This is a genomic window from Ectopseudomonas khazarica (assembly GCF_017915135.1).
Taxonomy (GTDB): domain Bacteria; phylum Pseudomonadota; class Gammaproteobacteria; order Pseudomonadales; family Pseudomonadaceae; genus Aquipseudomonas; species Aquipseudomonas khazarica.
In genome coordinates this window covers 357,984-384,436 of sequence record NZ_CP068551.1, presented here as the reverse complement: position 1 = coordinate 384,436, position 26,453 = coordinate 357,984, and the positions used below count along the sequence as shown (strand labels likewise).

The 26,453-nt window shown below is 67.0% G+C and carries 23 protein-coding genes; 12 read left to right on the top strand and 11 right to left on the bottom strand.

Annotated elements, in window-relative coordinates; all coding sequences use genetic code 11:
* The 3 genes from JLK41_RS01830 to JLK41_RS01820 all read right to left on the bottom strand — a co-directional run bounded on the left by JLK41_RS01830 (position 1) and on the right by JLK41_RS01820 (position 2,944).
* The gene (locus tag JLK41_RS01830; RefSeq protein WP_134678161.1) at positions 1–921 is read right to left on the bottom strand and encodes an aldo/keto reductase; all 921 of its coding nucleotides are present in this window, start codon (positions 919–921) and stop codon (positions 1–3) included.
* Between the two features lie 225 nt (positions 922–1,146).
* Positions 1,147–1,314, bottom strand: a complete 168-nt coding sequence (locus JLK41_RS01825) for a hypothetical protein (RefSeq protein ID WP_167494397.1) — start codon at positions 1,312–1,314, stop codon at positions 1,147–1,149.
* A 145-nt stretch (positions 1,315–1,459) separates the two neighbouring features.
* Entirely contained in the window at positions 1,460–2,944 is a 1,485-nt protein-coding gene (locus JLK41_RS01820) for a flavin-containing monooxygenase (RefSeq protein ID WP_210390213.1), read from the bottom strand.
* Positions 2,945–3,084: 140 nt separating this feature from the next.
* Here JLK41_RS01820 and JLK41_RS01815 point away from each other — a divergent pair, with 140 nt between their 5' ends.
* The 4 genes from JLK41_RS01815 to JLK41_RS01800 are packed head-to-tail and all read left to right on the top strand — an operon-like array spanning position 3,085 to position 6,517.
* The gene (locus tag JLK41_RS01815; RefSeq protein ID WP_150607627.1) at positions 3,085–4,224 is read left to right on the top strand and encodes an MlaE family ABC transporter permease; all 1,140 of its coding nucleotides are present in this window, start codon (positions 3,085–3,087) and stop codon (positions 4,222–4,224) included.
* Positions 4,221–5,006 (top strand): ABC transporter ATP-binding protein, encoded by a 786-nt coding sequence (locus tag JLK41_RS01810; RefSeq protein WP_037050207.1) that lies wholly within the window; start codon positions 4,221–4,223, stop codon positions 5,004–5,006. Before JLK41_RS01815 ends, JLK41_RS01810 begins: the two co-directional genes overlap by 4 nt.
* Positions 5,007–5,924 (top strand): MlaD family protein, encoded by a 918-nt coding sequence (locus JLK41_RS01805; protein ID WP_037050208.1) that lies wholly within the window; start codon positions 5,007–5,009, stop codon positions 5,922–5,924.
* A complete protein-coding gene (locus JLK41_RS01800; protein WP_210390212.1) occupies positions 5,921–6,517 on the top strand; it encodes an ABC-type transport auxiliary lipoprotein family protein in 597 nt (198 codons plus the stop codon). Before JLK41_RS01805 ends, JLK41_RS01800 begins: the two co-directional genes overlap by 4 nt.
* A 5-nt stretch (positions 6,518–6,522) precedes the next feature.
* Here JLK41_RS01800 and JLK41_RS01795 read toward each other — a convergent pair whose 3' ends face one another.
* From JLK41_RS01795 to hslO, 3 genes are all read right to left on the bottom strand, one after another.
* A complete protein-coding gene (locus JLK41_RS01795) occupies positions 6,523–7,653 on the bottom strand; it encodes an acyltransferase family protein (protein WP_210390211.1) in 1,131 nt (376 codons plus the stop codon).
* 80 nt (positions 7,654–7,733) lie between these two features.
* On the bottom strand, positions 7,734–9,275 hold the full coding sequence (locus JLK41_RS01790) for a phosphoenolpyruvate carboxykinase (protein WP_047584957.1): 1,542 nt from the start codon (positions 9,273–9,275) through the stop codon (positions 7,734–7,736).
* Between the two features lie 158 nt (positions 9,276–9,433).
* Entirely contained in the window at positions 9,434–10,321 is an 888-nt protein-coding gene (hslO, locus tag JLK41_RS01785) for an Hsp33 family molecular chaperone HslO (RefSeq protein WP_037050218.1), read from the bottom strand.
* A 215-nt stretch (positions 10,322–10,536) separates the two neighbouring features.
* Here hslO and JLK41_RS01780 point away from each other — a divergent pair, with 215 nt between their 5' ends.
* Complete coding sequence (locus JLK41_RS01780; protein ID WP_210390210.1) at positions 10,537–11,331, top strand: phosphatase PAP2 family protein; 795 nt, start codon at positions 10,537–10,539, stop codon at positions 11,329–11,331.
* A 12-nt stretch (positions 11,332–11,343) separates the two neighbouring features.
* Here JLK41_RS01780 and JLK41_RS01775 read toward each other — a convergent pair whose 3' ends face one another.
* Entirely contained in the window at positions 11,344–11,772 is a 429-nt protein-coding gene (locus JLK41_RS01775; RefSeq protein ID WP_037050222.1) for an RNA-binding S4 domain-containing protein, read from the bottom strand.
* A 114-nt stretch (positions 11,773–11,886) separates the two neighbouring features.
* Between JLK41_RS01775 and rimB the strand changes: the two genes are divergently transcribed.
* From rimB to JLK41_RS01760, 3 genes are read left to right on the top strand one after another with little or no spacing between them, the layout of a single operon-like run.
* A complete protein-coding gene (rimB, locus tag JLK41_RS01770; RefSeq protein WP_037050223.1) occupies positions 11,887–12,357 on the top strand; it encodes a retropepsin-like aspartic endopeptidase RimB in 471 nt (156 codons plus the stop codon).
* Positions 12,354–13,259, top strand: a complete 906-nt coding sequence (rimK, locus tag JLK41_RS01765) for a 30S ribosomal protein S6--L-glutamate ligase (protein ID WP_037050224.1) — start codon at positions 12,354–12,356, stop codon at positions 13,257–13,259. Before rimB ends, rimK begins: the two co-directional genes overlap by 4 nt.
* Positions 13,256–14,152, top strand: coding sequence for a S66 peptidase family protein (locus JLK41_RS01760; RefSeq protein ID WP_210390209.1), 897 nt, complete (start codon positions 13,256–13,258; stop codon positions 14,150–14,152). The genes rimK and JLK41_RS01760 overlap by 4 nt, the downstream gene beginning before the upstream one ends.
* On the opposite strand, the gene JLK41_RS01755 is transcribed toward JLK41_RS01760, so the two are convergent.
* The 3 genes from JLK41_RS01755 to ompR form a co-directional block, all read right to left on the bottom strand.
* The gene (locus JLK41_RS01755) at positions 14,142–17,909 is read right to left on the bottom strand and encodes a bifunctional diguanylate cyclase/phosphodiesterase (protein ID WP_210390208.1); all 3,768 of its coding nucleotides are present in this window, start codon (positions 17,907–17,909) and stop codon (positions 14,142–14,144) included. The two genes, JLK41_RS01760 and JLK41_RS01755, sit on opposite strands and share 11 nt — an antisense overlap.
* A gap of 95 nt (positions 17,910–18,004) precedes the next feature.
* The gene (locus JLK41_RS01750; protein WP_037050228.1) at positions 18,005–19,318 is read right to left on the bottom strand and encodes an ATP-binding protein; all 1,314 of its coding nucleotides are present in this window, start codon (positions 19,316–19,318) and stop codon (positions 18,005–18,007) included.
* An 85-nt stretch (positions 19,319–19,403) separates the two neighbouring features.
* Entirely contained in the window at positions 19,404–20,138 is a 735-nt protein-coding gene (gene ompR, locus JLK41_RS01745) for an osmolarity response regulator transcription factor OmpR (RefSeq protein WP_037050229.1), read from the bottom strand.
* Between the two features lie 202 nt (positions 20,139–20,340).
* Between ompR and JLK41_RS01740 the strand changes: the two genes are divergently transcribed.
* From JLK41_RS01740 to rmf, 4 genes are all read left to right on the top strand, one after another.
* Entirely contained in the window at positions 20,341–22,668 is a 2,328-nt protein-coding gene (locus tag JLK41_RS01740) for a Tex family protein (protein WP_037050230.1), read from the top strand.
* Positions 22,665–23,051, top strand: coding sequence for a PaaI family thioesterase (locus tag JLK41_RS01735; RefSeq protein ID WP_051800559.1), 387 nt, complete (start codon positions 22,665–22,667; stop codon positions 23,049–23,051). Before JLK41_RS01740 ends, JLK41_RS01735 begins: the two co-directional genes overlap by 4 nt.
* Positions 23,052–23,153: 102 nt before the next feature.
* Positions 23,154–24,734, top strand: a complete 1,581-nt coding sequence (gene gshA / locus JLK41_RS01730) for a glutamate--cysteine ligase (protein WP_150607610.1) — start codon at positions 23,154–23,156, stop codon at positions 24,732–24,734.
* A 128-nt stretch (positions 24,735–24,862) separates the two neighbouring features.
* A complete protein-coding gene (gene rmf, locus JLK41_RS01725; protein ID WP_037050232.1) occupies positions 24,863–25,054 on the top strand; it encodes a ribosome modulation factor in 192 nt (63 codons plus the stop codon).
* Between the two features lie 57 nt (positions 25,055–25,111).
* Here the strand turns inward: rmf and argA are convergent, their stop codons facing one another.
* Positions 25,112–26,410 (bottom strand): amino-acid N-acetyltransferase, encoded by a 1,299-nt coding sequence (gene argA / locus JLK41_RS01720; protein ID WP_037050234.1) that lies wholly within the window; start codon positions 26,408–26,410, stop codon positions 25,112–25,114.
* Positions 26,411–26,453: the final 43 nt, after the last annotated feature.

Here is a 26,453-nt window from a genome sequence, read left to right as displayed (position 1 = left end):
TCAGGCGAACAGCTCGACGATGCGCTGGCGCTGGGCCGCGTCGGGCAGCTTGCCCTGCCCGGCCAGCAGGTTGTCGGCCATGTAGCGCGGCGTGGAGGTGGCCGGAATGACTGCTGTCACGGCGGGCTGGGCGAGGATGAACTTGAGCATCAACTGCGCCCAGGAGGTCGCACCCAGCTCCACGGCCACCCAGTCGGGCAGGCTCCTGCCGCGCACCCGGTCGAACAGTGCGGCGCGCTGGAAGGGGCGGTTGATCAGCACCGCGATGCCCTTGTCGGCACAGAACGGCAACAGCTCGCGCTCGGCGTTGCGTTCGCCGATGGAGTAGTTGAACTGGACGAAGTCCACCGGCTCCTGGCGCAGCACCTGCAGCAGGCGCTCATGGGCGGAGTCCAGGTAATGGGTGACGCCGATGTAGCGCACCCGACCCTGCGCCTTCAGTTCGCGCAGCAGGTCGAGCTGGGTGCGGGTGTCCTGCAGGTTGTGCACCTGCATCAGGTCGATGGTGTCGGTGCGCAACGCGGCGAAGCTGGCCTCGACCTGGCGCTCCCCGGCCGCACGCCCCGTGGACGATACCTTGCTGGCCAGGAACAGCCGCTTGCGCATGTCGTCCTCCGCCGCCAGTGCACCGCAGACCGCCTCCGCCCGCCCGTAGCTGGGCGCGGTGTCCACCAGGCTGGCACCGCCATTGGCCAGCGTGCGCAGCACCTCGCGCAACGGCTCCAGCGCTGCGTCCGTCATGGCGACATCGTGCGTGCGCGACGTGCCCAGCCCCACCACCGGCAGCAGCTCACCGGTACTGGGTATGGGCCTGCTCATCAGGCCGCTGGAGGCGAAGGCGGATGATGGCAACCAGGGCATCAGGGCGGCGAGCGCCGCCAGGCTGGCGCTACCGTGCAGGAATCGACGACGGCTGGGCATGGCGTGGAACCTCTAACGGTGACCGAAGGGTTATAGGCACAGACCACGCCCGGACCAAGGCGTTACAGCGATCGACGCATCATCAGCAAAGAGGGGCAGGATGGGCGCAGCCCAGATGAACCGGGGTGCAGGCGTGAAGCGAGGGGATTGGCGGCGCAATATCCGGTAACCAAAAACGCCGCTGCGCCAAGGCGGGATGGGGGGCGCAGCGGTCGGGAAACCTGCTCAGGCAGCGCGCGAGGCGGATTCGCTGATCAGCATGCCGTGGGAGACCAGATAACAGCGTCGTCCGTTCTGCAACGTCAAGGGTGTACGGCTGGAGATCACCCAGCCGCTGCTGAGCAGGTGCTCGATATGGGCACGCAGTGCAGGTAAATGGCGCTGTTCCTTCATGGCCGACCTCTCGTTGAATGGGTGATCTCACACCCGCTGACTCATCCGTGACGCATATCGCAAAATGGTAGTAGCCCTGTGCCAGGGCTGTCAGCGGCGCGATCGTGCATTTTTTTGTAGGACATTCGCTATACCCCCCGCGCCATCAGGGCTGGGCCAGTTCCGCCTGCCCCTCATCCTGCTCCGCCGAGAAGACCAGGTAATCGTCCTCCAGCCTGCCGTAGCGCAGCTGCAGCAGATCCAGCAGGTAGTTCTGGTGCAACTTCCAGGGCACCCGGTCGCCCTGCGCCGGCAGCAGGTGCGCAGCGCGCTCGATGTAACCGGACTGCAGGTCGAGAAACGGCTGTGGACGCACCTGGCCGTCGCCGTCGCGTGGCGTCACCTGGCGCATGCCGGTGGCGTCCATGTGCCGTATCAGGCGGCAGAAGTACTCGCTGGACAGGTCGGCCTTGAGCGTCCAGCTGGCGTTGGTGTAGCCCATCACCACCGCCAGATTGGGCAGATCGCGCAACATGATGCCGCGATAGCCCATGCTCTTCGGCGCCTCGAACGGCAGGCCATCGACGCTCACGGCAATGCCGCCGAACAACTGCAGCTGCAACCCGGTGGCGCTGACGACCACCTCGGCCTCGAGCTCCTCGCCATTGCTCAGGCGCACGCCGTGCGCGGTGAAACGCTCGATCTCGGCCGTCACCACCTGCGCCTTGCCCTGCCGCAGCACGCGGAACAGATCACCGTCCGGCACCGCGCACACGCGCTGGTCCCAGGGTTTGTAGCTCGGGCTGAAGTGCTGCGGATCGACCGTTCCCAGCTGCCGCCGCACCAGTCCCAGCAGCACCCGGCGCACCAGCCCCGGGAACCGCTTGGCCAGCTTGTAGAAGATCAGCTGCAAGGTCACGTTGCGCCCGCGCGCCAGGCGGTAGACCCAGGTTTCCGGCAGTACCCGGCGCAGCGCGTTGGACAGCGCATCGCGTTGCGGCAGGTTGATCACGTAGCTGGGCGAGCGCTGCAGCATGGTGACCTGCGCGCCCGCCTCGGCCAGCGCCGGCACCAGCGTCACGGCAGTCGCACCGCTGCCGATCACCAGCACCCGCTTGCCGCTGCAGTCGAAGCCCTGCGGCCAGGACTGCGGATGGATGAAGGTGCCCCGGTAGGCCTCGCGCCCGGCGAACGCCGGGGTGTAGCCGGCCTCGTAGCGGTAGTAGCCGGTGCACATCATCAGGAGGCGGCAGCTCATGCGCAGCGGCTCGTCCTCGTCACCCCGCTGCACCCGCAGTTGCCAGGTGGCGCTGGCACTGCACCAGTTCGCCTCGAGCACCCGGTGCTGATAGCGGATCAGCCGATCGACACCCTGCTCACGGGCGGTGTCCTCGATGTAGCGGCGAATAGACGGCCCGTCGGCGATGGCCTGCGGATCGCTCCAGGGCCTGAAGTTGTAGCCCAGCGTGTACATGTCCGAGTCGGAACGGATGCCCGGATAGCGGAACAGGTCCCAGGTCCCGCCCATGGCCTGTCGCCCCTCGAGAATGGCGAAACGCTTGTCGGCGCACAGGCGCTTGAGATGGCAGGCGGCGCCGATACCGGACAGGCCGGCGCCGATGATCAGGACATCCAGGTGTTCCACGGACATGGCACGCACTCGCGAGAGAAGGACGGTCGATACAGACTCACCTTAGTTCATCGCCCTGTCATCCGACCTTCGATTGGTCCGTCACGGCGCGCGCGTGCCTCGACTGGCCGGCGAGGCCTCTGCGGCGCTAAGCTGTCGCCATGACCACGCCCTACCTGACCCCGCTTCAGACCAGCAGCAAGGATGCCGCCAACGGCCTGCAGATTGGCGGCGACTGGACGCTGGCCCACTACGCCCGGCTCGAACCCCAGGTGCTGGCCCTGCGCGAGCGCCTGCAGGGCGAGGAGCCGGTCGATCTCAGCACCTTGGCCGCACTGGATACCGCGGGCGCCGCGCTGCTGGTGGAGCTGTTCGGCAGCGCGCGCCTGCGCCAGCTCACGGAGCGGAGCGCGCTGAACAGCCAGCGCCGTGCGTTGCTGCTGGCGGTGGCCGATGCCATGGCCGACAGCCGGCAGGCGCAGACACCTGGCGAGCCGTCGGTGCTGCGCGAAGTGCTTGGGCATATCGGCGAGGTCGTCGAGGGCATGTGGCACCAGGGGCGGGCGCTGCTCGGTTTCATGGGCCTGACCCTGAGCGGCATGCTCGCCATCCTGATACGCCCACGGCGCTGGCGCCTGACGTCGCTGGCCGCGCACCTGGAGCAGTGCGGGCTCAACGCCGTGCCTATCGTCGCCCTGCTGACCTTCCTGGTTGGCGCCGTGGTGGCCTTCCTCGGCGCCACCATCCTCGCGGACTTCGGCGCCAGCATCTACACGGTGAACCTGGTCGCCTTCTCCTTCCTGCGCGAGTTCGGCGTGCTGCTCACCGCCATCCTCATGGCCGGGCGCACCGCCAGCGCCTTCACCGCGCAGATCGGCTCGATGAAAGCCAACGAGGAGATCGACGCCATCCGCACCCTGGGCCTGAGCCCCGTCGAGCTGCTGGTGCTGCCTCGGGTGTTCGCCATGCTCATCGCCCTGCCGATCCTGACCTTCATCGCCATGCTCAGCGGCATGCTCGGCGGCGCCCTGGTCTGCGCAGTGGCGCTGGACATTCCGTCGGCGATGTACCTGTCGATCCTGCAGGACAGCGACCTGCTGCGGCATTTCCTGGTCGGCCTGCTCAAGGCGCCGATCTTCGCCTTCCTGATCGCCCTGATCGGCTGCCTGGAAGGCTTCAAGGTCAGCGGCAGCGCCCAGTCGGTGGGCGAACACACCACCTCGGCGGTGGTGCAGTCGATCTTCGTGGTCATCCTGCTCGACGCGCTGGCTGCCCTGTTCCTGATGGAGATGGGCTGGTGACGCGCGAGGCCATCATCGAGGTACGCGACCTGAGCAACCGCTTCGGCAGCCAGGTGGTGCACGAGCATCTGGATTTCGATCTCTATCGCGGCGAAATTCTCGGCGTGGTCGGCGGCTCCGGTACCGGCAAGTCGGTGCTGTTGCGCAGCATCGTCGGCCTGCGCCGCCCCAACGCCGGCACCGTGCGGGTATTCGGCGAAGAGCTGCTGAGCCTGCCGGCCGAGAAGCGCTCGCAGCTGGAGCGCCGTTTCGGCGTGCTCTACCAGCGCGGCGCGCTGTTCTCCTCGCTGACCGTCAGCGAGAACATCGCCCTGCCGCTGATCGAGCATGCCGGTCTGTCGCGCGCCGCCGCCGAACGCCTGGCACGGGTCAAGATCGCCCTGGCCGGCCTGCCACAGGACGCCGCCGACAAGTACCCCAGCTCGCTGTCCGGCGGCATGGTCAAGCGCGCCGCACTCGCCCGCGCGCTGGCGCTGGACCCGGACATCCTGTTTCTCGATGAACCCACTGCCGGCCTCGACCCAATCGGTGCGGCGGCCTTCGACCAGTTGATCCGTACCCTCAGCGACAGCCTGGGGCTGAGCGTGTTTCTGGTGACCCACGACCTCGACACGCTCTACAGCATCTGCGACCGGGTCGCGGTGCTGGCGCAGAAAAAGGTGCTGGTGGCCGACCGCCTGGAGGTGGTGGCCGCCACCGACGACAGCTGGATTCAGGCATATTTTCACGGCCCGCGTGGACGCGCAGCCGCACAGGCCGCGACCGCGGCAGGGAGTCAATGAATGGAACCCAGAGCCCATCACGTGCTGATCGGCCTGTTCACCGTGCTCACGGTGGGTGCCGCGCTGCTGTTCGGCCTGTGGCTGAACAGCAGCAGCTCCGATCGCGCCTTCACCGACTACGAGGTGATCTTCAACGAGGCGGTCACCGGGCTGTCCCAGGGCAGCGCCGTGCAGTACAGCGGCATCAAGGTCGGCGACGTGGTCAGCCTCGGCCTCGACCCGAACGATCCACGCACCGTACGGGCGCGCATCCGCATCGTCGGCAACACCCCGATCAAGCAGGACACCCGCGCCCGCCTGGCGATCACCGGCATCACCGGCCTGGCGGTGATCCAGCTGCATGGTGGCAGCCCGGAAAGTCCGGCGCTGGAAGGCGAGCACGGCCAACCGGGGATCATCATCGCCGATCGCTCGCCGCTGTCACGCCTGATGGCCAACGGCGAGGACCTGCTGGTCAACATCACCCGCCTGCTCAACCGGGCCAACCGCATGCTGTCGCGGGAAAATGCCGAACGGGTGTCGCGCACCCTGGACAACCTGGAGCGCACCACCGCCGGGCTGGCCGATCAGCGCGACGATCTCGGCGCCGCCATGCAGCAGGTCGGCGCCGCCACCCGCGAAGCCGCCGCACTGATGCGCACGGCCAACCGCCTGCTCGACGGCCAGGGCACGCAGGTGATGGAGAACGCCGAACGCCTGATGGCCTCGCTGGAACGCAGCAGCCGCAACATCGAGGAGCTGCTGGCGAACAACCGCAGCGCCCTGGACAACGGCATGCAGGGGCTCAGCGAGCTTGGCCCGGCCATCGCCGAGCTGCACGAAACCCTCAGCGCCCTGCGCGGCTTCTCCCGCCGCCTGGAGCAGGACCCCACCGGCTACCTGCTGCGCAACGACAGCATCAAGGAGTTCCAACCATGAAGCACCTGCTGCCGCTGCTGATGGCCGGCCTGCTCGGCGCCTGTTCGATCCTGCCGCAGAGCGAACCGCTGGATATCTACCTGCTGCCCGGCGGCACGCTGCCGGCGCAGCAGCAGCGCGTCGACTGGTCATTGCGGGTGAGCAGCCCGAGCAGCGGCCAGTTGCTCGATGGCACGCGCATCGTCGTGCTGCCCGAGCCCGGGCGAGTCAACACCTACCAAGGCGCGCGCTGGAGCGAACGCACGCCGCAGTTGCTGCGCGGCCGGCTGCTGGACGCCTTTCACGATGACGGCCGGATACAGGCGCTGAGCAACGATGAACAGCGCCTGCAGGCCGACCTGGAACTGGTCAGCGACCTGCGCAGCTTTCACAGCCAGTATCAGGACGGTCGCCCGGTGGCGCTGATCCAGCTCGATGCGCGCCTGGTCAACCCACGCGATCAGCGCATCCTCGCCAGCCGCCGTTTCAGCGCCAGTCAGCCGGCGACCGACACCTCGATAACGGCGGTGGTGGCCGCATTCGGCCAGGCCGGCGATCGCCTGTCTCGCGAGCTGGTGGACTGGACCCTGCAGCAGGGGAGCCTGATCGACTGAGCCCCTCACGGGCTGACGGCATATGTCGCCGCCCGTGCCGGGCCACTCTGGAAGCGTGCGGAGAATTTCTTGCCCAACCGGATGAACGGCAGCTCGATCAGGTAGTAGAGCGCCGCGGACAGCAGCAGAACCAGGCCCAGCACCAGCATGAGGTACAGGCTCCAGTGCGGCATGGCCAGTCCCGGCAGGTACCTGACCAGCAGTTCCATGACCGGCAAGTGGACGAGGTAGATGCCGTAGCTGATCTCACCGAGGAACACCGCACCACTGGCCTTGATCAAGCGACCACTGGACGCTGGCACACAGGAGAACACCAGCACCAGATAACCGAACACCAGCCCGGAGGCAAAGCGTCCCCAGACCACGGCCAGGTCCGAGTCCCAGTAGTTACCGATGTAGTAGCGCAGTTCACTGAGAAACAGGTACAGCAGCACACCACCCAAGGCGGCCAGGACGTAGAAGTAGTGCTCGACGAAGCCGGCCAGGCGGCAACGCAGCCAGTAAGCCAGAACGCCCATGCCGAAAAGCCCTAGCATCCCCGGTAGCTGGCTGGCCAGGAAGAAGCGCTGATGCGCCAGTTCGACATGGCTGTAGATCAGCTGGCGATACAGGATGCTGCCCAGCAGCATCAGGCCGATCAGCAGCAACCAGGGCTGACGCGCGCGGAACAACAGCAGACTGAACGCTGCCAGCAGGTAGAACTGGAACTCGGTGCCGAGTGTCCAGAGCACGCCGTTGATCGCCCCGCCGAAACCATCGACGAGGTTGTTGAACAACAGCACATGGCTGACCAGCAGGAAGGTATTGCCGATCAGCTCGGGCTTGACCAGCAGCAGCGAAAGCACCACGACCAGGATGTAGGCGGGGTAGATGCGGAAGAAGCGCCGGATCATGAAGCCCGGCACGCTTTCGCCGGGCCGATCAAGAATCCCGGCGATCAGGAAGCCGCTGAGGACGAAGAACAGGTCAACGCCGTTCCACCCCACGCTGAGAAAATAGAATTCCCCCTCGGGGCGAAACTGCGCCGGCGCCAGTGCCAGGTAATGAAAGACTAGAACCCAGAGCGCCGACAACCCCCTGAGCAGGTCCAATCCAGGCATGCGCGAGGTGCTGGCATTGGCGTTGGCGGCGGTCATGGCAGAAGGTTCTCCAATCCTTGGATGCCGGACACGATGTCCGGCTATTACAACGTATAGGGTACCGCCGCAGCTGCGATTTACAGCTGCGGGCCGGCGCTCTTGATGGCGTCGCTGACATCGAACTTGGTGAAGTTGTCGATGAACAGCTTGGCCAGGCCCTTGGCGGCTTCGTCGTAGGCGTTCTTGTCTGCCCAGGTGTTGCGCGGGTTGAGCAGGTTGGTCTCGACGCCAGGTACCGACTTCGGCACGTCCAGGTTGATGATCGGCAGGTGCTCGGTCTCGGCACCGATCAGCGCACCGCTCTGGATCGCGGAGATCACGCCACGGGTGGTGGGGATGTTGAAACGCTTGCCGACGCCGTAGCCACCGCCGGTCCAGCCGGTGTTGACCAGGTAGACCTTGGAGCCGAAAGCGTTGATGCGCTTGATCAGCAGCTCGGCGTAGACGCCGGCCGGACGCGGGAAGAAGGGTGCGCCGAAGCAGGTGGAGAAGGTCGACTTGATGCCGCCGCCCGAACCCATTTCAGTGGAACCGACCAGCGCGGTGTAGCCGGACAGGAAGTGGTAGGCCGCCTGTTCGTTGTTGAGGATCGACACCGGCGGCAGTACGCCGGTCAGGTCGCAGGTCAGGAAGATCACGGCATTCGGCTCGCCGCCCAGGTTCTTCTCGCTACGCTTCTCGACGTACTCCAGCGGGTAGGCCGCACGGCTGTTCTGGGTCAGGCTGTCATCGGCGTAATCCGGCGTGCGCTGCTCGTCGAGCACGACGTTTTCCAGCACGGTGCCGAACTGGATGGCTTTCCAGATCACCGGCTCGTTCTTCTCGGACAGGTCGATGCACTTGGCGTAGCAGCCGCCTTCGACGTTGAAGACCACACCCTCGCCCCAGCCGTGCTCGTCGTCACCGATCAGGTAACGCGATTCGTCGGCGGACAGGGTGGTCTTGCCGGTGCCGGACAGACCGAAGAACAGGGTCACGTCGCCTTCTTCACCGATGTTGGCGGCGCAGTGCATCGGCAGCACGTCTTTTTCCGGCAGCAGGAAGTTCTGCACGGAGAACATGGCCTTCTTCATTTCACCGGCGTAGCGCATGCCGGCGATCAGCACCTTCTTGGCGGCGAAGTTGATGATCACGCAACCGTCGGAGTTGGTGCCATCACGCTCGGGCGAGCACTCGAAGTTGGCGACGTTGAGGATCTGCCACTGGTCCCGACCGGCCGGGTTGTAGGCCTCGGGATTGATGAACAGCTGGCGGCCGAACAGGTTCTGCCAGGCAGTCGCGGTGGTCATCTTCACCGGCAGGTAGTGAGCTTCGGCAGAGCCGACGTGCACGTGGGAGACGAAATGCTCCTGTGCATTGTTGAACGCCTCGACGCGATCCCAAAGGGCATCGAACTTGTCGGCCGGGAACGGACGGTTGATGTTGCCCCAGGCGATCTGCGCCTCGGTGCTCGGCTCCTGCACGATGAAACGGTCAGCCGGCGAGCGGCCGGTGCGATGGCCGGTGCGTACCACCAGGGCGCCATTGGCGGCCAGTTCCCCTTCACCACGGCGAATGGCTTCTTCGACCAGTTGCGCGGCGCTGATGTCGGTGTACACGGCGTTGTTGGCTTGCGTCATGAGGGTCCCCGTCGGCCGCTGGGCCGAGTCTTCCGAACGTTGTGTAGTCCAGGGGCAACTGGACTACACGGTAAAAAAGTCGCGGGAGTATGCCAGAAAAGCGAACTTCTTGGCATCCTCCGATCCGATAGAGAACTTCTATAAGGTGGAAAAGTTCATCAATGACGGGTCTGCGACGGCGCCTCGCTACCGGCCCCTGCGAACAGCTGGGCGATGTCCGCGGCGTCGAACAGGTAGCGCTCGTTGCAGAACTGGCAGTCGATCTCGACCTGGCCGCCCTGCTCGGCCAGCAGCAGCTCGGCATCGGCCTGGCCCAGGCTGATCAGGGCGCTGGCCGAGCGCTCACGCGAGCAGCTGCAACGGAACTGCAGCAGTTGCTCGTCGAACAGGCGCACGTTCTCTTCATGGTAGAGACGATGCAGCAGCGTCGGGTTGTCCAGGCCCAGCAGCTCTTCGGCGGTCAGGGTATCGGCCAGGGTCAGCACATGGTTCCAGCTTTCCTCGCGCTCCTGCGGCTCGGTCTGGTGATGCGCGGGCAACTGCTGCAGCAGCAGGCCACGGGCACGCTGGCCGTCGGCCTTGAGCCAGAAGCGCGTCGGCAGCTGTTCGGAGCTGGCGAAGTAGTTGCTCAGGCACTCGGCCAGGTCGACGCCGTCGAGGTCGACGATACCCTGGTAACGCTGGCCCTTGGCCGGGTCGATGGTGATCGCCAGCATGCCGTTGGGCATCAGGCTGTGCAGGTCGGCGTCCGCGCCGATCTGTTCGGCGTCGTAGCGGGCGATGCCACGCAGCTCGCGCGCGCTGGAGCACTCCACCATGAGCAGCGACAGCGGCCCTTCCGAGCGCGCCTGCAGCACCAGCAGGCCATCGAACTTGAGCGTGCCGACCAGCAGCGCGGCGGCAGCCATCATCTCGCCCAGCAGTTGTGCCACGGGCTGCGGGTAGGCGTGCTTGGCCAGCACGTGAGCGTAGCTCTCGCGCAGCGCGACCATCTCACCACGTACGTCGGTGTCGTCGAACAGGAAACGTTGGCTGAAGTCGTTCATAGCGGCGGGCTCAGGGTCTGCAAAAAAGGCTGGCGATTTTATGCACAAATGCCCGCACAACCAAGGGCCAGGCGCCGAGCGTCACCTCAGCAGCACCAGGACTCGGCTCTGAACCTGGCCTGAACCGAGCACGGAGTCACATTGCATCCTGCCCATAAGGGCCTACCATGCGCGCGCTCGGGTAGAGCTGTCATATTTCTGCAAAGGGACTTCTCATGTCGACCGTCTTTCTCAATACGCAGTGGCGCTTGAAGCCCCTGCTGGCCTGCCATGTCGTCAGCCTGCTGCTGCTCGCCAGCTGGTTGTGGCAGCCCACGCGCCAGCTGTGGGACGCCTTCGATCTGCAGCTGTTCCACCTGCTCAACGACCCGGTGCATGCCGCCGGCCTGTGGGCGCACATCTGGGCCATCGGCAGCATGCGCCCGGTCGACGCCGGTGTCGGCGTGGTGATGCTGGCGGTGATGCTCAAGGCCGGCCTGGTGTTCGAAGGCCCGCAGGTGCGCCGCGCGCTCTACGCCTTCCTGGCGATGCTGATCGTGATGCTGCTGGTCCGCGTGCTGTTTTCCGACCTCGTCGACTACATGGGCTGGCAACGCCAGAGCGCCTCGCTGGCCGTAGAAGGCAGTGCGCGCCTGACCGAGATGTTCCCGGCCTGGGAAGAACGCTGGGACCTGAAGGACAGCGCCAGCCGCAGCTTCCCTGGCGATCACGCCTCGGTGCTGATGATCTGGGCCTTCTTCCTCAGCTTCTTCGCCCGTGGCTGGCGCCTGGCACTGGTCTGGGCCATTGCCGTGATCGGCATGCTGCCGCGCCTGGTGGCCGGTGCACACTGGGGCTCGGATGCCTTCGTCGGCGGCGTGCTGCTGAGCCTGACCGGCCTGGCCTGGGGCTGCTTCACCCCGCTGGGCTACCGCGCCAGCGAGTGGCTGGAGAAGATCACCCTGCCGCTCACCTCGCGTCTGGCCAGGCTGCCACTGCTCGGGCGCATCAGCGTGGTCAGCGGACACTGACCGCGCCGCGCGCTATTCCTCGTCCGCCCAGGGGTGGCGCAAGCCGCCACCCTGCTGTTCGTTGAACTGCTGAATCTGCCGCCGCTGCTTCTTGCTCGGCCGGCCGTCGGTCTGCACGCCGATGGCCCCGGCCTTGCGCATCGCCGCAGCCTGCTCGCGGCGCGCGATGCTCTCGTCCGTCTCGCGATACAGCAACTGCGCCTCGGGCGCCCCCCGGCGCACCGTGGACAGCGCCAGCACCTGCACGGTGCGCTCGTCGAAGCCGGTGCGCAGCACGTACTCGTCACCGATCTTCGGCTCCTTGCCCGGCTTGCAGCGTTCCCCCCGGTGATGCACCTTGCCACCTTCTATGGCGGCCTTGGCCAGCGCCCGGGTCTTGTAGAAGCGTGCCGCCCACAGCCACTTGTCCAGGCGGACCTTGTCGTCGTCTTTCTCGCTCATCTCACTCTCTGAAGGGATTTCGCATTCGCCAAGCGCGGCAGATGCAGTTGTCACAGCACACAACTAGAATGCGCGGAATCATAGGCGCTGTCGCCTCAGGGGAATACCACTGCCTTGAAGACTTTCGACCAGCTCAGCGTGATCGGCCTGCGCGAGTGGATCAACCTGCCGGAGCTCGGCATCATCGGTTTGCGCGCCAAGATCGACACCGGCGCCAGCACGTCGAGCCTGCACGCCAGCGATATTCAACCCTTTCAGCGCGACGGCGAGGACTGGGTGCGCTTCACCGCCTACCTCGGCACCCAGGTGCAGCGCCGCCACCGTTGCGAGGCGCAGCTGGTCTCGGTGAAGCGCATCAAGAGTTCCAATGGCCAGGCGCAGAGCCGCTACGTCATCCGTACCCACCTGGCCCTGGGCGATCGCCTGTGGCCGGTGGAGTTCACCCTGGCCTGCCGCAAGACCATGCGTTATCGCGTACTGCTCGGTTCCAAGGCGCTGATCACCGGCCAACTGGTGGTCAATCCGGCACTCAGTTATGTGCAGGAAAAACCCTCTCTCTCCTCGTCCCTTCCAGGTGCCCAATGAAGATCGCCGTGCTGTCGCGCAACCCGCGTCTGTATTCAACCCGCCGTCTGGTGGAGGCCGGTCAGCAACGGGGCCATGACATGCAGGTGATCGACACCCTGCGCGCCTACATGAACATCGCCAGCCACAAGCCGCAGATCCACTACCGTGGCCAGGCGCTGGAGGGCTTCGACGCGGTCATCCCACGCATCGGCGCCTCGGTGACCTTTTATGGCTGCGCGGTCCTGCGCCAGTTCGAGATGATGGGCGTCTACCCGCTCAACGAGTCGGTGGCCATCAGCCGCTCGCGGGACAAGCTACGCGCACTGCAGCTGCTGTCGCGCAAGGGCATCGGCCTGCCGGTGACCGGTTTCGCCCACTCGCCGGACGACATTCCCGACCTGATCCAGATGGTCGGCGGCGCACCGCTGGTGATCAAGGTGCTGGAAGGCACCCAGGGCATGGGCGTGGTGCTGGCCGAGACGCACAAGGCCGCCGAATCGGTGATCGAGGCCTTCCTCGGCCTCAAGCAGGACATCATGGTCCAGGAGTACATCCAGGAAGCCGGCGGCGCCGACATCCGCTGCTTCGTGGTCGGCGACAAGGTGATCGCGGCGATGAAGCGCCAGGCCAAGGCCGGCGAGTTCCGCTCCAACCTGCACCGTGGCGGCAGCGCCAGCCTGATCAAGATCACCCCGGAAGAACGCATGACCGCCGTGCGCGCCGCCCGCGTCATGGGCCTGAACGTGGCCGGGGTGGACATCCTGCGCTCCAACCACGGCCCGCTGGTGATGGAGGTGAATTCCTCGCCAGGCCTGGAAGGCATCGAAACCACCACCGGCAAGGACGTGGCCGGCATGATCATCCAGTACCTGGAGAAGAACGCCGAGCCCGGCCAGACCCGCACCAAGGGCCGCGGATGAGCCCTGCGTTCGACGGCCGCGTGGCGCTGATCGCCCCGGCAGCGGCGCTTGCCGAAGATGTGCTCGAAGCGACCCTGGCGCAGCTCGACGTCCTGGGTATCCGCTACCACCTGGGCCGGCACGTGCGCGCTCGGCACCGCTACCTGGCCGGCACGCCGCAGCAGCGCCTGGAAGACCTGCACCAGGCCTTCGCCCTGCCCGACATCGATGCCGTCTGGTGCCTGCGTGGCGGCTATGGCTGCGCGCAGCTGGTGGCCGACATCGACTGGGCCCTGCTGCGCCAGGCCAGCCCACGCCCGCTGATCGGCTTCTCCGACCTGTCGATCCTGCTCGATGCCTTCCGCCAGCATGGCCTGCCGGCCATTCACGGCCCGGTAGCCAGCGCCCTCGGGCACCAGGCGCTGGCGGCGCCAGGCGGCCAGCGCGAGCGCCTGGCCTCGATGCAGGCGCTGTGGCGCCTGCTCGACGGGCAACCGCAGGAACTGCCCGTGCGCCATGTCAGCGGCCCTGCGCAGCACCTCGAGGGCCGCCTGCAGGGCGGCAATCTCACGGCACTGGCCAGTGCCTGCGGCAGCACAGCGCAGCTGCACCTGGCGGACGACGCCATCCTGATCCTGGAGGACGTCGGCGAGCCCTACTACCGCCTGGAGCGCAGCCTCTGGCAGTTGCTCCAGAGTTTCGCCGGGCGACGCCCGCGTGCGGTGTGCCTCGGCGGCTTCACCGACTGCCCGCGACGCGGCGTGCACCACAGCCTGGAGCAGATCTTCAGCGAATACCTGACGCCGCTGGGCATCGCGCTCTACGGCGAGCTGCCCAGCGGGCACGGCGACAGCAACTTCCCCTGGCCCTGCGGCCAGCAGGCGCGCCTGGGCGGCAACCGCCTCAGCTGGTGACGCGGCTGTCCATCCAGGCAAGAAACTCGGCCTCGGCCATGGGCCGGCCGAACAGATAGCCCTGGCCCAGCGTGCAGGCCTGCTCGCGTAGCAACTGCAGCTGGCTGTCGCGCTCGATGCCTTCGGCCACGCACTCCAGGCCCAGGTTGCGCGCGATCATCAGGATGGTCTGCACCAGCATGCGCCCGCTGCTGTCGCCATCGAGGTCGGCGACGAAACTGCGGTCGATCTTCAGGCGATCCAGCGGCAGGCGCTTGAGGTAGGTGAGCGACGAATAGCCGGTGCCGAAGTCATCGATGGCGAAGCGCACGCCCTGCTCCTTGAGCCGCTGCATGTTGCCGATGCAGCGCTCGACGTCCTCGAGCAGCACGCCTTCGGTGATTTCCAGTTCCAGTGCCTGCGCCGGCACGCCATGCCGCTGCAGGCAGGCCTCGACGCGTTCCACGCACTCGCTCTGGCGCAGCTCACGCGGGCTGAGGTTGACCGCCAGCACCAGCTGCGGCCACTGCGTCTGCCAGCGCGCCAGCGCCGCGCAGGCCTGCTCCAGCACCCACTGGCCGATCTCCTGGATCAGGCCGGTCTCCTCGGCCAGGGGGATGAACTGGTCCGGGCCGATCTCGCCGCGCTCGGGGTGCATCCAGCGCAGCAGCACCTCGGCACCGGCAAAGGAGTCGTCGGCCAGCATCAGCTGCGGCTGGAACACCAGCTGCAACTGCTGGCGGGCGAGTGCCTGGCGCAGCTCGCTCTGCAGCTGCAGGCGCTGGTCGATGGCCGCCTGCATCTCCGGGGCGAAGAAATGCAGGGCGTTGCGCCCGGCGTGCTTGGCCCGGTACATCGCCGTGTCGGCCTGCTTGAGAATGTCCGAGGCCTGCTGCAACCCCAGCGGGTGCAGGGCGATCCCGATGCTGGCGCTGATCGCCAGCTCATGCCCGTCGATCAGGCAGCTGCCCTGCAGGCCCCGGAGCAGCTTCTCGCCAACCGCCGCCGCATGCTCGGCCACGGCCTTGGGCTCCTGGCCGAGGGCCTCGAGCAGGACCACGAACTCGTCACCGCCGAGACGGGCAAGGGTGTCCTCGGTGCGCAACTCGCCCGCCAGGCGGGTGGTGACCTCGCAGAGCAAGGCATCGCCGACCAGATGGCCGAGGCTGTCATTGACCGTCTTGAAGTGATCGAGATCGATGAACAGCAACGCGCCCAGGCTGCCCTCGCGGTGCTCGCGGTCCATGGCGTGCTGCAGACGGTCGAGCAGCAGCCGGCGGTTGGGCAGGCCCGTCAGCTCGTCGCTGTAGGCCAGGCGCTCGATCTCGCGCTGGTAGCGCTGACGCTCGGAGATGTCGGTGACGCTGGCGCGGATCAGCAGCTGCTCGCCCGGCATGCGCACCAGACGCACCTCGCAGGGCAACTGACGACCGGCGCTGTCGCGGTGGTTCCACTCGAACACCGGCGCCTCGCCCTCGATGGCGCGCTTCAGGTACTCCTGGCCGGCCCGTGAGGACAGCCGCCCGTCGCCCTGGCGCAGCGGACTGATGCTCTGGATCGAGCGCCCGAGCAGCTCCTCGCGGCGGTAGCGGAACAGCTGCAAGGCATTCTCGTTGAACTCGACGATGCCGCCATCGGGGCTGAACAGCAGGATCGCCTCGGGGGCGTGCTCGACCAGGGTGCGGTAACGCGCCTCGGCCTCGCGCCGTGCGCTGATGTCCTCGACCAGCAGCAGGAACAGGGTCGGACGACCGCCAGTGCCACGCACGACGCTCAGGCTGACGCGGGTGTAGACCACCTGGCCATCGCCGCGCAGGAAGCGCTTGTCCATCTCGAAACCGTCGCTGGAGCCCTGCAGCACGGGCTCCAGCCGCGACTGCTCCGTCGGCAGGTCGCCCGGGTGCGACAGCTGCTGCCAGGAGCTGGCCAGGAGTTCGTCGCGCTCCAGCCCGAGGATGTTGCACAGCTTCTGGTTGACCTCTTCCCAGCCGAACGACTGGGTCGTCAGCGCCATCCCGATCAGCGGCGCCTCGAAGAACAGGCGCAGGCGCTCGTCGCGCTCGCGCAGTTGCGACTCCGCGCGCTTGCGTTCGCTGATGTCCTGCACCACGCCGTAGATGCGTACCAGGGTGCCGTCGGCATCACGCTCGGGAATCCCGCGCAGGCGCACCAGCCGGCCGCCCAGGCGCGCGACCAGGCGCGCCTCGACGTCCAGCTCCTCGACCCCGCCCAGTGCAGCCTGCAGGGTCTGCATGATCAGCGTCTGGCTCGGCGTGTCGTAGTAGTCGAGCGCCTGCTGCAGGTCGGGCGGGCCCTGCTGGATGTCGCGCTCGACGATGCGGTAGCAGCCCTCGCTCCAGAACATGCCGTAGTCGCTGAGCTCCAGTACCCAGCCGCCCAGGTTGGCGATGTCCTCGGTCTGAGTGAACAGATGACTCTGGCGCAGCATGGCCAGCCGTTGCCGCTCGACCTGCGCCGCCAGTTCCTCGCGCTCGCTGACGTCGTGCTGCAGGCCGACGAAATGACTGATGCCCTGCTCGTCGCGCATCGGTGCCAGCACCACCTCGTTCCAGAAGCGGCTGCCATCCTTGCGCACGTTGCGTACCACGGCCTGTGCGGCGCGCCCTTCGCGCAGCGCCGTACGCAGCTTCTGCAGGCCGTGCTGATTGTGTTCATCGCCGGCCAGGAACAGGCACTCGCGCCCCTCGGCCTCGGCGGCGGAGTAACCGGTGATCTGGGTGAAGGCCGGGTTGCAGTAGACCAGCGGCATGTCGGCCTGCCGTGCATCCGCGATGGTCACTCCGAGCGGGCTGGCTTCCATCGCCAGGTTGGCGCGCGCCAGTTGCTGCTGTATCTGCGCGCTGAGTGCCAGGGTCTGGCGCAGGTCGCTCAGCGCCCGGCCCACCAGCAGGACCGCGCCCATCAGCAGGAGGACAGCCAGCTGCAACTGGTTGCGCTGCAGGTCCAGCCCCTCCTGACCGAGGCTGGTGCGCAGCAGGGGCAGCACCAGGGTCGCGCAATAGCCGAGGATGACGCCGTACAGGGCGCCGACGAACGCATGGCGCAGCGCCAACACCAGCATGCTGATGCCCAGTACCGGCAGGGCGAGCAGCAACGGCAGGCTGCCCAGCAACACCAGCAGCAGCACGAACACGCCCGCAGCGAGCAACCAGGCGGACGGCGAAGCACTGAGCAGCGAGGTCGTCCCGGGCGTCTCGGCCCATTTGCGCAGCCAGCCACGCGCCCGCAGGAGCGGCGTGGCGAAGGCCAGCAGCGGCGCACACAGGGCGAGCAGGTTGATCGCGTCGGTCAGCCAGATCGACAGGCTGGCCAGCGCCCAGCGCTCGCCGATCTGCAGGCCGGTCAGCCACAGGTTGGTCTGCAGCCCGAGGGCCAACAGGGTGGCGGGCACCAGTACACCAAGGGCGAAGAAACGCAGCAGATCCGACAGGCGCCCCAACGCGGGGTCGAAGACCTGCCGCTGCAGCAACCACCAGCCCAGGGCGACCGCCGCCGTTTCCGGCAAGGCATAGAGCGGCGCCCACTGCCAGGGCAGGCCCCACAACGGCACGCTGAACAGCGCATTGAGGTAGAGCGCCGGCAACACCCGCGGCCCCCACCAGAGGCACAGCGTCAGGCCGAGCACCAGCGGCAGGTAGCACAGCGCCACGCCATCGTTCAGGCGGGTTGCCAGGGATATCCAGGTGCCCAGGTGAAAGATCGGCAGCGGCAGCCACCAGGTCCAGCTGGGCAGGCGGTCAGGGAAGGCGGCGGACATGCGGGCCTCGAATCGATTCGCAGGCACAGCATAGCCCAGCGCCAGAGCGCTTGGCAGCGTATTGCCAGCACGCCGCCGCGGGGCAGGCCGCTCAGCTACACCGCATCACGCGGCAGCAGCAGGCCGAGCGGCAGCCGCACGCGCGCCTCGAGGCCACCGCCGCTGCGGTTGCGCAGCTCGACACTGCCACCATGCAGGGCCGCGATGCGCTTGACGATGGCCAGGCCGAGGCCGGTGCCCCGCCCGCCACGCGCCCGGTCACCGCGAATGAAGGGGTTGAAGATGCTGTCCAGTTCGGTCGGGTCGATGCCGTTGCCACGGTCGAGGACGCTCAGCACCACATAGGGCGCGCTGTGGTCACCGGCCAGGCTGGCAACCACCTCCACGGCATCGCCGCCGCCATGATTGAGCGCGTTCTCCACCAGGTTGGTGAGCAGCCGCTTGGTCGAGACACGGCGCAGCGGGAAGGGAGGAATCGGCTCCAGGCACAGGCGAACACGCTCGCCGCCCTGGTTGTAGGGCGCCAGGGTTTCACGCACCAGCTCGGGGAAGTCCGCCTCCTCCACCGGCTCGTCGCGTCCGTCGCGGATGAAGGCGAGGAACTGATCGAGAATCGCGTCCATGTCCTCGATGTCGCGCACCATGTCCTCGGTTTCCGCATCGTTCTGCATGAACTCCAGGGCCAGACGCAGGCGGGTCAGTGGCGTGCGCAGGTCATGCGAGACGCCCGCCAGCATCAGCTCGCGTTCACGCCCGGCCTGCTCGACGTCCTCGGCCATCTGGTTGAAGGCGCGATAGACCTCGGTCATCTCGCTGGGCGTGTCGCTGATCGGCAGGCGCACGCTGCGCCCCTGGCCCAGCTGGCGAGCCGCGTAGACCAGACGCTTGAGCGGTGCGCTGAGCTGGCGCACGAAGATCCAGGCGGCGGCGGTGGACAGCAGGCCGATGCCGAGGAACCAGCCCAGCACGCTCCAGATGCGCTGGCCACGCAGCGGGTGCGGGTACATCGGCACGCGTACCCAGCCGTCGCCGAGGCTGGGGGCATGCACCCACAGCGCAGGCGGCGTGGTGGCACGCACCCGGGTGTCGGTGTCGGGACCGAGCTCGGTCTGCATCTGCCGCTGGAAGATCTCGCTGTAGGGCCAGTGCTGTTCGCTGGCCGGCACCTTGTCACGCGGGATGCGCTTGAGCCCTGCCGCCTGGGCGATGTGGTCGCGGTCATCCGGGTTGGCCGCCCAGTAGGCGCGCAGGGTCAGCGCTGCACCATGGCTGTACTGGCGGTCGACCAGCACGTCCTCGTTCATCATCAGATAAACCAGCGTCAGCGCCTTGGAGAACAGCACGACCACCAGCACCAGCCAGAGGGTGCGGGCGAAGAAGCTTTGCGGGAACCAGACGGGAGTCTTCAAGAGCGGCAAGCCTCAAGCTGCAAGCCGCAAGAAGAAGCCGCCCAACCTCCGATCACCTGCAGCGTGTGACTGGCAGCGTGCAACTTCACTTATTGCCATCCGGCACGAACACGTAGCCCACACCCCAGACGGTCTGGATATAACGCGGCTTGGACGGGTCCGGCTCGATCAGGCGGCGCAGGCGGCTGATCTGCACATCGATGGAACGCTCCAGCGCATCCCACTCGCGGCCACGCGCCAGGTTCATCAGCTTGTCGCGGGTAAGCGGCTCGCGCGCATGCTGCACCAGCGCCTTGAGCACGGCGAACTCACCGGTGGTGAGCATGTGCACTTCGTCGCCTTTCTTCAGTTCGCGCGTGGCCAGGGACAACTCGTAGTCGCCGAAGCTGACGCTCTCGTCCTCGGAGCCCGGCGCGCCCGGCACCACCGGCGCCTGGCGGCGCAGCACGGCCTTGATCCGCGCCAGCAGCTCACGCGGGTTGAAGGGTTTGGCCAGGTAATCGTCGGCGCCCAGTTCCAGGCCCTGGATACGGCTCGACTCATCACCCTTGGCGGTGAGCATGATGATCGGGATCTGGTTGTTCGACTCACGCAGACGACGGCAGGCGGACAGGCCATCCTCGCCCGGCAGCATCAGGTCGAGCACCACCAGATTGAACAGTTCGCGCGCCAGCAGACGATCCATCTGCTCGACGTTCTCCACCGCACGTACCCGGTAGCCCTGCTCGTCGAAGAAGCGCTCGAGCAGGCGGCGCAGACGGGCGTCATCATCGACGATGAGGATCTTCTCGCCTTCGGCGGCGGGGGCGGACTGGGTCATGGCGTCTCCTTGGACAGCCGTACGATGGACGGCGAGTGGCGGCATTATCGCTCAGGCGCATGGATGGGCGCCTTAGCCATTGTTAGCAGATTTTTCCCCGAACGGTTCTCAGCGTCGGTGGATGCGGTGTTTATAATGCGCCGCTTTCGTATCTGGCCGCCCTGGCGCGGCCGCCTTGTCGTACCAGCGTGGGTAGCACTATATGGACAGCATCAACAACCGCATCGCCGAAGAACTGGGCGTGCGCCCGCAACAGGTTGCCGCCGCCGTGGCCCTGCTCGACGAAGGCTCCACCGTGCCCTTCATCGCCCGCTACCGTAAAGAAGTGACCGGCAGCCTCGACGACACCCAGCTGCGCCACCTGGAAGAGCGCCTGCGCTACCTGCGCGAGCTGGACGAGCGTCGCGGGGCGATCCTCGCCAGCATCGAGGAACAGGGCAAGCTGACCGCGGAACTCAAGCGCGAGATCGACCTGGCCGACACCAAGACGCGCCTCGAAGACCTCTACCTGCCGTACAAGCAGAAGCGCCGCACCAAGGGCCAGATCGCCCTGGAAGCCGGCCTCGGCGAGCTGGCCGACGCACTGTTCAACGACCCGAACCTGACCCCCGAGCAGGAAGCGGAGCGCTTCATCGACGCCGAGAAGGGCTTCGCCGACGTCAAGGCCGTGCTCGAAGGCGCCAAGTACATCCTCATGGAGCGCTTCGCCGAGGATGCCGCGCTGCTCGACAAGCTGCGCAGCTTCCTCAAGGACAACGCCACCCTCAGCGCCCGCCTCGTGCCCGGCAAGGAAAACGAAGGGGCCAAGTTCAGCGACTACTTCGAACACGACGAAGCGCTCAAGGGCGTGCCGTCGCACCGCGCGCTGGCGATCTTCCGCGGGCGCAACGAAGGCATCCTCAGTGCCAGCCTGAAGGTCGGCGAAGAACTGCCCGGCACCCTGCACCCGTGCGAGCTGATGATCGGCGAACGCTTCGGCCTCGCGAACAAGGGTCGCGCCGCCGACAAGTGGCTGGCCGAGGTGGTGCGCTGGACCTGGAAGGTCAAGCTGTACAACCACCTGGAAACCGACCTGCTCGGCGAGCTGCGCGAGAAGGCCGAGGACGAGGCGATTTCCGTGTTCGCCCGCAACCTGCACGACCTGCTGCTGGCTGCGCCGGCCGGCCCGCGTGCCACCCTGGCACTGGACCCCGGCCTGCGCACCGGCTGCAAGGTGGCCGTGGTCGATGCCACCGGCAAGGTGCTGGACACCGCCACCGTCTACCCGCACGCGCCGCGCAACGACTGGGACGGCACCCTGGCGACCCTGGCCAAGCTGTGCGCCAAGCATGGCGTCGACCTGATCTCCATCGGCAACGGCACCGCCAGCCGCGAGACCGACAAGCTGGCCGCCGAGCTGATCAAGAAAGTACCGGGCCTGAAGCTGACCAAGGTGATGGTCTCCGAGGCCGGCGCCTCGGTGTACTCGGCCTCCGAGCTGGCCGCCCGCGAATTCCCCGATCTCGACGTGTCGCTGCGCGGCGCAGTCAGCATCGCCCGTCGCCTGCAGGACCCGCTGGCCGAGCTGGTGAAGATCGACCCGAAATCCATCGGCGTCGGCCAGTACCAGCACGACGTGTCGCAGCTCAAGCTGGCACGCTCGCTGGATGCCGTGGTCGAGGACTGCGTGAACGCCGTCGGCGTGGACGTGAACACCGCGTCCGCCGCCCTGCTGGCGCGCATCTCCGGCCTCAACGCGACCCTGGCGCAGAACATCGTGCAATACCGTGACGCCAACGGCGCCTTCGCCTCGCGCGCCGCGCTTAAGAAGGTGCCGCGCCTGGGCGACAAGACCTTCGAGCAGGCCGCCGGCTTCCTCCGCGTGATGAACGGCGACAACCCGCTGGACGCCTCGGCGGTGCACCCGGAAACCTACCCCCTGGTGGAACGTATCGCCCAGGACACCGGCCGCGACATCCGCTCGCTGATCGGCGACTCGGGCTTTCTCAAGCGCCTCGACCCGGCCAAGTTCACCGACGAGCGCTTCGGCCTGCTCACCGTCGGCGACATCCTCAAGGAGCTGGACAAGCCGGGGCGCGACCCGCGTCCGGAGTTCAAGACCGCCGAGTTCCAGGAAGGCGTCGAGACCCTGGCCGACCTCAAGCCCGGCATGGTGCTCGAAGGCGTGGTGACCAACGTGACCAACTTCGGCGCCTTCGTAGACATCGGTGTGCATCAGGACGGCCTGGTGCATATCAGCGCGCTGTCGGAGAAGTTCATCAAGGACCCGCACGAAGCGGTCAAGACCGGCGACGTGGTCAAGGTCAAGGTGATGGAAGTGGACATCCCGCGTAACCGCATCGGCCTGTCCATGCGCATGGGCGACACGCCCGGCGAGAAGGTCGAGGGCGCACGCGGCGGCCAGCGTGGCAACGGCAACCGTGGCGGCAACACGCCGCGCAGCGAGCGTCACTCCAGCCAGGACAAGCCGGCCCCGGCCACCGGCGGCATGGCGGCGCTGTTCGCCAACGCCAAGCAGCTCAAGCGATGAGCGGCAAGCAGGAGGTGGGCGCGAGCAGCGCCTTCTCCCGCCTGCTCGGGCTGGAGATCCTGCAGGTCGGCGGCGGCGAGGCGCGCATCCGCCTGGCCCTGACCGATGACCTGCGCAACCTGCACGGCAAGCTGCATGGCGGCGCTCTGTTCTCGCTGATCGACACCGCCATGGGCCAGGCCAGCCACAGCCTGGGCGACGGCGGCCCGAGCAGCGTCACGCTGGAATGCAAGATCAACTACATCCGCCCGGTTTCCGACGGCAGCGTGCTGTGCCATGCCAAGGTCCTGCACGCCGGCCGCCGCACCCAGGTGGTCGAAGCCGAGGTCTGGCAGGACGACAAGCTGGTCGCCAAGGCACAAGGCACCTTCGCCTGCGTGTAATCCGCGCTGAGCGAACTCGTCTACTGTGGGTGAAACTGTGCCCCTTGCAGAGTGCGGGGGCGATCCCCATATTGTGGCGACTGCCCAGTTAGGAATTGCATCTTGAGCGATCTTCTCTCCCGCCGCCTGGCCCAGCTCGGCGAGCCGGCCAACCTGTCCCTGCTGGGTGAGTGCCTGCACGGTATCGAGCGCGAGTGCCTGCGCGTCGACCGTGACGGCCAACTGGCCCTGACGCCGCACCCGCAAGCGCTGGGCTCGGCGCTGACCCATTCGCAGATCACCACCGACTACTCCGAGTCGCTGCTGGAGTTCATCACCGGAACGGCCGCCGACCCGGCCGAGACCCTGGGCGAGCTGGAACGTATCCACCGCTTCGCCTACGACAAGCTCGGCAGCGAACTGCTGTGGAGCCCGTCGATGCCTTGCGCCCTGCCGGACGAGGCGACCATTCCCATCGCCCGCTATGGCAGCTCCAACATCGGCCGCCTCAAGTACGTGTACCGCAAGGGCCTGGCCCTGCGTTACGGCAAGACCATGCAGTGCATCGCCGGCATTCACTACAACTTCTCGCTGCCCGAGCGCCTGTGGCAACTGCAGCAGCAGACCGAAGGCGACACGCTGAGCGCACGCGACTACCAGTCGGCGCGCTACATCGCGCTGATCCGCAACTTCCGTCGCTACAGCTGGTTGCTGATGTACCTCTTCGGTGCTTCGCCGGCGCTGGACAAGGGTTTCATGCGCGGTCGCCCGCACCAGCTGCAGGAGCTGGACGCCAGCACCCTGTACCTGCCTTACGCCACCAGCCTGCGCATGAGCGACCTGGGCTACCAGAGCAGCGCCCAGTCCGGCCTGACGCCGTGCTACAACGACCTGGCCAGCTACACCGACAGCCTGCGCCTGGCGGTCGGCACGCCCTACCCGGCCTACGTCGAGGCGGGCACCAAGCGTGGCGACGAGTGGCTGCAGCTGAACACCAACATCCTGCAGATCGAGAACGAGTACTACTCGAGCATCCGCCCGAAACGCGTCACCCACAGCGGCGAGCGCCCGATCCAGGCGCTGACCAGCCGTGGCGTGCAGTACGTGGAAGTGCGCTGCCTCGACATCAACCCCTTCCTGCCGCTGGGCATCGACGTGGCGCAAGCGCGCTTCATCGACGCCTTCCTGCTGTTCTGTGCACTGGAAGACAGCCCGCTGCTGGAAAACGGCGAGTGCGGCGACTGCACCCGCAACTTCCTCAAGGTGGTCAAGGAAGGACGTCGTCCCGGCCTGCACCTGCAGCGCCAGGGGCGCTCGGTGGAGTTGAAGGCCTGGGCGGGCGAACTGCTCGAGCGCATCCTGCCGCTGGCCGAGCTGCTCGACCGCAGCCAGGACAGCCAGGCCCATGTCGAGGCGCTGGCCCATCAGCAGGCCAAGGTCGCGGATGTCGAGCTGACACCGTCGGCGCAGGTGCTGGCGATCCTGCGCCAGGGCACCAGCTTCGCCGAGTTCGCCCTGCAGCAGAGCCTGCAGCACGCCGAGTACTTCCGCGCCCAGCCGCTCGACGCCGGGCAGCAGGCTGCCTTCGAGCAGGCCGCGCAGAACTCGCTGGCCGAGCAGGCCGAGCTGGAAGCGCAGCCCGCTGGCGACTTCGACGCGTTCGTCGCCGCCTACCAGGCGAGCATCCTGGCACTGGCGGTGTAACGAAACGGCAATAGTCGACTGCGTCACAAAGCCAACCAGCGGAGCAAAAGCCGGGATGGGCGGCCACACTGCAGGCCGCCCGGCCAGCTAGCATTGCCGGGTAACGGACGAAAGACGAGCAGCGCCCCATGGCCGACGAAGCCACGCCGCAATGGAGCCTGGAAAGCCTGACCAAGGCCTACCAGCAAGGCTATATGGCCGGCCTTACCGGCCAGGCCAGAAACCGCCAACCCTACCCCGACGAAATCCCCGCCGCCGCCTGGGAGGCCGGCTGGGACGACGGCCATGAACAGATGCGCCTGCAGCAGCACAGCGCCTGATCAACGCCTCTCGAGCCTGGTGGCTGAAGCCGTTCCCAGCGGTCGCGGCGTTGCGGGTTACAACGCCTTCTCGAACACCTTGGAATTGCGCTGGTAGTTGTACAGCGATGCGCGCGCCGTCGGCATGCGCTCGACGCTGCTCGGCTGGAAACCGCGCTCGCGGAACCAGTGCGCCGTGCGGGTGGTGAGCACGAACAGGGTCTTGATCCCCTGCGCCCGTGCCCGCGCCTCGATACGCTCCAGCAGCTCGTCACCGCGACCGCCATGGCGGTAGTCCGGATTGACCGCCAGGCAGGCCAGCTCGCCGCAGTCGGAATCGGCGATCGGGTAGAGCGCCGCACAGGCGATGATCAGCCCTTCACGCTCGACGATGCTGAACTGCTCGATCTCGCGCTCCAGCACGTCGCGCGAGCGACGCACCAGAATGCCCTGTTCCTCCAGCGGGCTGATCAGCTCGATCAGGCCGCCGACATCCTCGATGCTCGCCTCGCGCAGCGACTCGAACTGTTCCTGGGCAACCAGGGTACCGTTGCCGGTGCGGGTGAACAGTTCGCTGAGCAGGGCACCATCGGTGGCGTAGCTGACGATGTGGCTGCGCTTCACGCCACCCCGGCAGGCCTGGGCAGCGGCGTCGAGCAATTCGCCCTGGTAGTGGCCGCCCAGGCGCGTCAGGTGCGCGGGCACCTGCTGCGGGCGCAGCTCGCGCACCAGCTTGCCCGCCTCGTCGAGCAGGCCGTCCTCGGCGCCGAACAGCAGCAGCTTGTCCGCCCCCAGGTCGATGGCAGCGCGGGTGGCGACGTCCTCACAGGCCAAGTTGAAGATCTCCCCGGTAGGCGAATAGCCCAGCGGCGACAGCAGCACGATGCTGCGCTCGTCGAGCTGGCGGTTGATGCCCTTGCGGTCGATGCGGCGCACTTCGCCGGTGTGGTGGTAGTCGATGCCGTCGACGACGCCGATTGGCCGCGCAGTGACGAAGTTGCCGCTGGTCAGGCGCAGCCGCGCGCCCTGCATCGGCGACGCGGCCATGTCCATGGACAGGCGTGCCTCGATGGCGATGCGCAGCTGGCCGACGGCGTCGATCACGCACTCCAGGGTCGGCGCATCGGTGATGCGCAGGTCGCGATGGTAGTGCGGGGTCAGGCCACGCGCGGCCAGGCGTGTCTCGATCTGCGGGCGCGAGCCGTGGACCAGCACCAGGCGCACGCCGAGGCTGTGCAGCAGCACCAGGTCGTGGACGATGTTGGCGAAGTTCGGGTGGGCGACGCCCTCCCCCGGCAGCATGACCACGAAGGTGCAGTCACGGTGAGCATTGATATAGGGCGAAGCGTGGCGTAGCCAGTTGACGTAGTCGTGCATGACAAATCCGTTAGCGTCGAGACGTAGGGCGGAAATCACCCGC

What these genes read in the sequence shown, in the direction of transcription:
- argA (WP_037050234.1), bottom strand. Translation starts at nt 26,410, where the DNA reads ATGCACGACTACGTCAACTGGCTACGCCACGCTTCGCCCTATATCAAT.
- JLK41_RS01805 (WP_037050208.1), top strand. Translation starts at nt 5,007, where the DNA reads ATGGAACCCAGAGCCCATCACGTGCTGATCGGCCTGTTCACCGTGCTC.
- JLK41_RS01825 (WP_167494397.1), bottom strand. Translation starts at nt 1,314, where the DNA reads ATGAAGGAACAGCGCCATTTACCTGCACTGCGTGCCCATATCGAGCAC.
- JLK41_RS01800 (WP_210390212.1), top strand. Translation starts at nt 5,921, where the DNA reads ATGAAGCACCTGCTGCCGCTGCTGATGGCCGGCCTGCTCGGCGCCTGT.
- JLK41_RS01755 (WP_210390208.1), bottom strand. Translation starts at nt 17,909, where the DNA reads ATGTCCGCCGCCTTCCCTGACCGCCTGCCCAGCTGGACCTGGTGGCTG.
- hslO (WP_037050218.1), bottom strand. Translation starts at nt 10,321, where the DNA reads ATGAACGACTTCAGCCAACGTTTCCTGTTCGACGACACCGACGTACGT.
- JLK41_RS01740 (WP_037050230.1), top strand. Translation starts at nt 20,341, where the DNA reads ATGGACAGCATCAACAACCGCATCGCCGAAGAACTGGGCGTGCGCCCG.
- JLK41_RS01820 (WP_210390213.1), bottom strand. Translation starts at nt 2,944, where the DNA reads ATGTCCGTGGAACACCTGGATGTCCTGATCATCGGCGCCGGCCTGTCC.
- JLK41_RS01795 (WP_210390211.1), bottom strand. Translation starts at nt 7,653, where the DNA reads ATGACCGCCGCCAACGCCAATGCCAGCACCTCGCGCATGCCTGGATTG.
- JLK41_RS01780 (WP_210390210.1), top strand. Translation starts at nt 10,537, where the DNA reads ATGTCGACCGTCTTTCTCAATACGCAGTGGCGCTTGAAGCCCCTGCTG.
- rmf (WP_037050232.1), top strand. Translation starts at nt 24,863, where the DNA reads ATGGCCGACGAAGCCACGCCGCAATGGAGCCTGGAAAGCCTGACCAAG.
- JLK41_RS01775 (WP_037050222.1), bottom strand. Translation starts at nt 11,772, where the DNA reads ATGAGCGAGAAAGACGACGACAAGGTCCGCCTGGACAAGTGGCTGTGG.
- JLK41_RS01790 (WP_047584957.1), bottom strand. Translation starts at nt 9,275, where the DNA reads ATGACGCAAGCCAACAACGCCGTGTACACCGACATCAGCGCCGCGCAA.
- rimK (WP_037050224.1), top strand. Translation starts at nt 12,354, where the DNA reads ATGAAGATCGCCGTGCTGTCGCGCAACCCGCGTCTGTATTCAACCCGC.
- JLK41_RS01760 (WP_210390209.1), top strand. Translation starts at nt 13,256, where the DNA reads ATGAGCCCTGCGTTCGACGGCCGCGTGGCGCTGATCGCCCCGGCAGCG.
- JLK41_RS01735 (WP_051800559.1), top strand. Translation starts at nt 22,665, where the DNA reads ATGAGCGGCAAGCAGGAGGTGGGCGCGAGCAGCGCCTTCTCCCGCCTG.
- JLK41_RS01815 (WP_150607627.1), top strand. Translation starts at nt 3,085, where the DNA reads ATGACCACGCCCTACCTGACCCCGCTTCAGACCAGCAGCAAGGATGCC.
- ompR (WP_037050229.1), bottom strand. Translation starts at nt 20,138, where the DNA reads ATGACCCAGTCCGCCCCCGCCGCCGAAGGCGAGAAGATCCTCATCGTC.
- JLK41_RS01830 (WP_134678161.1), bottom strand. Translation starts at nt 921, where the DNA reads ATGCCCAGCCGTCGTCGATTCCTGCACGGTAGCGCCAGCCTGGCGGCG.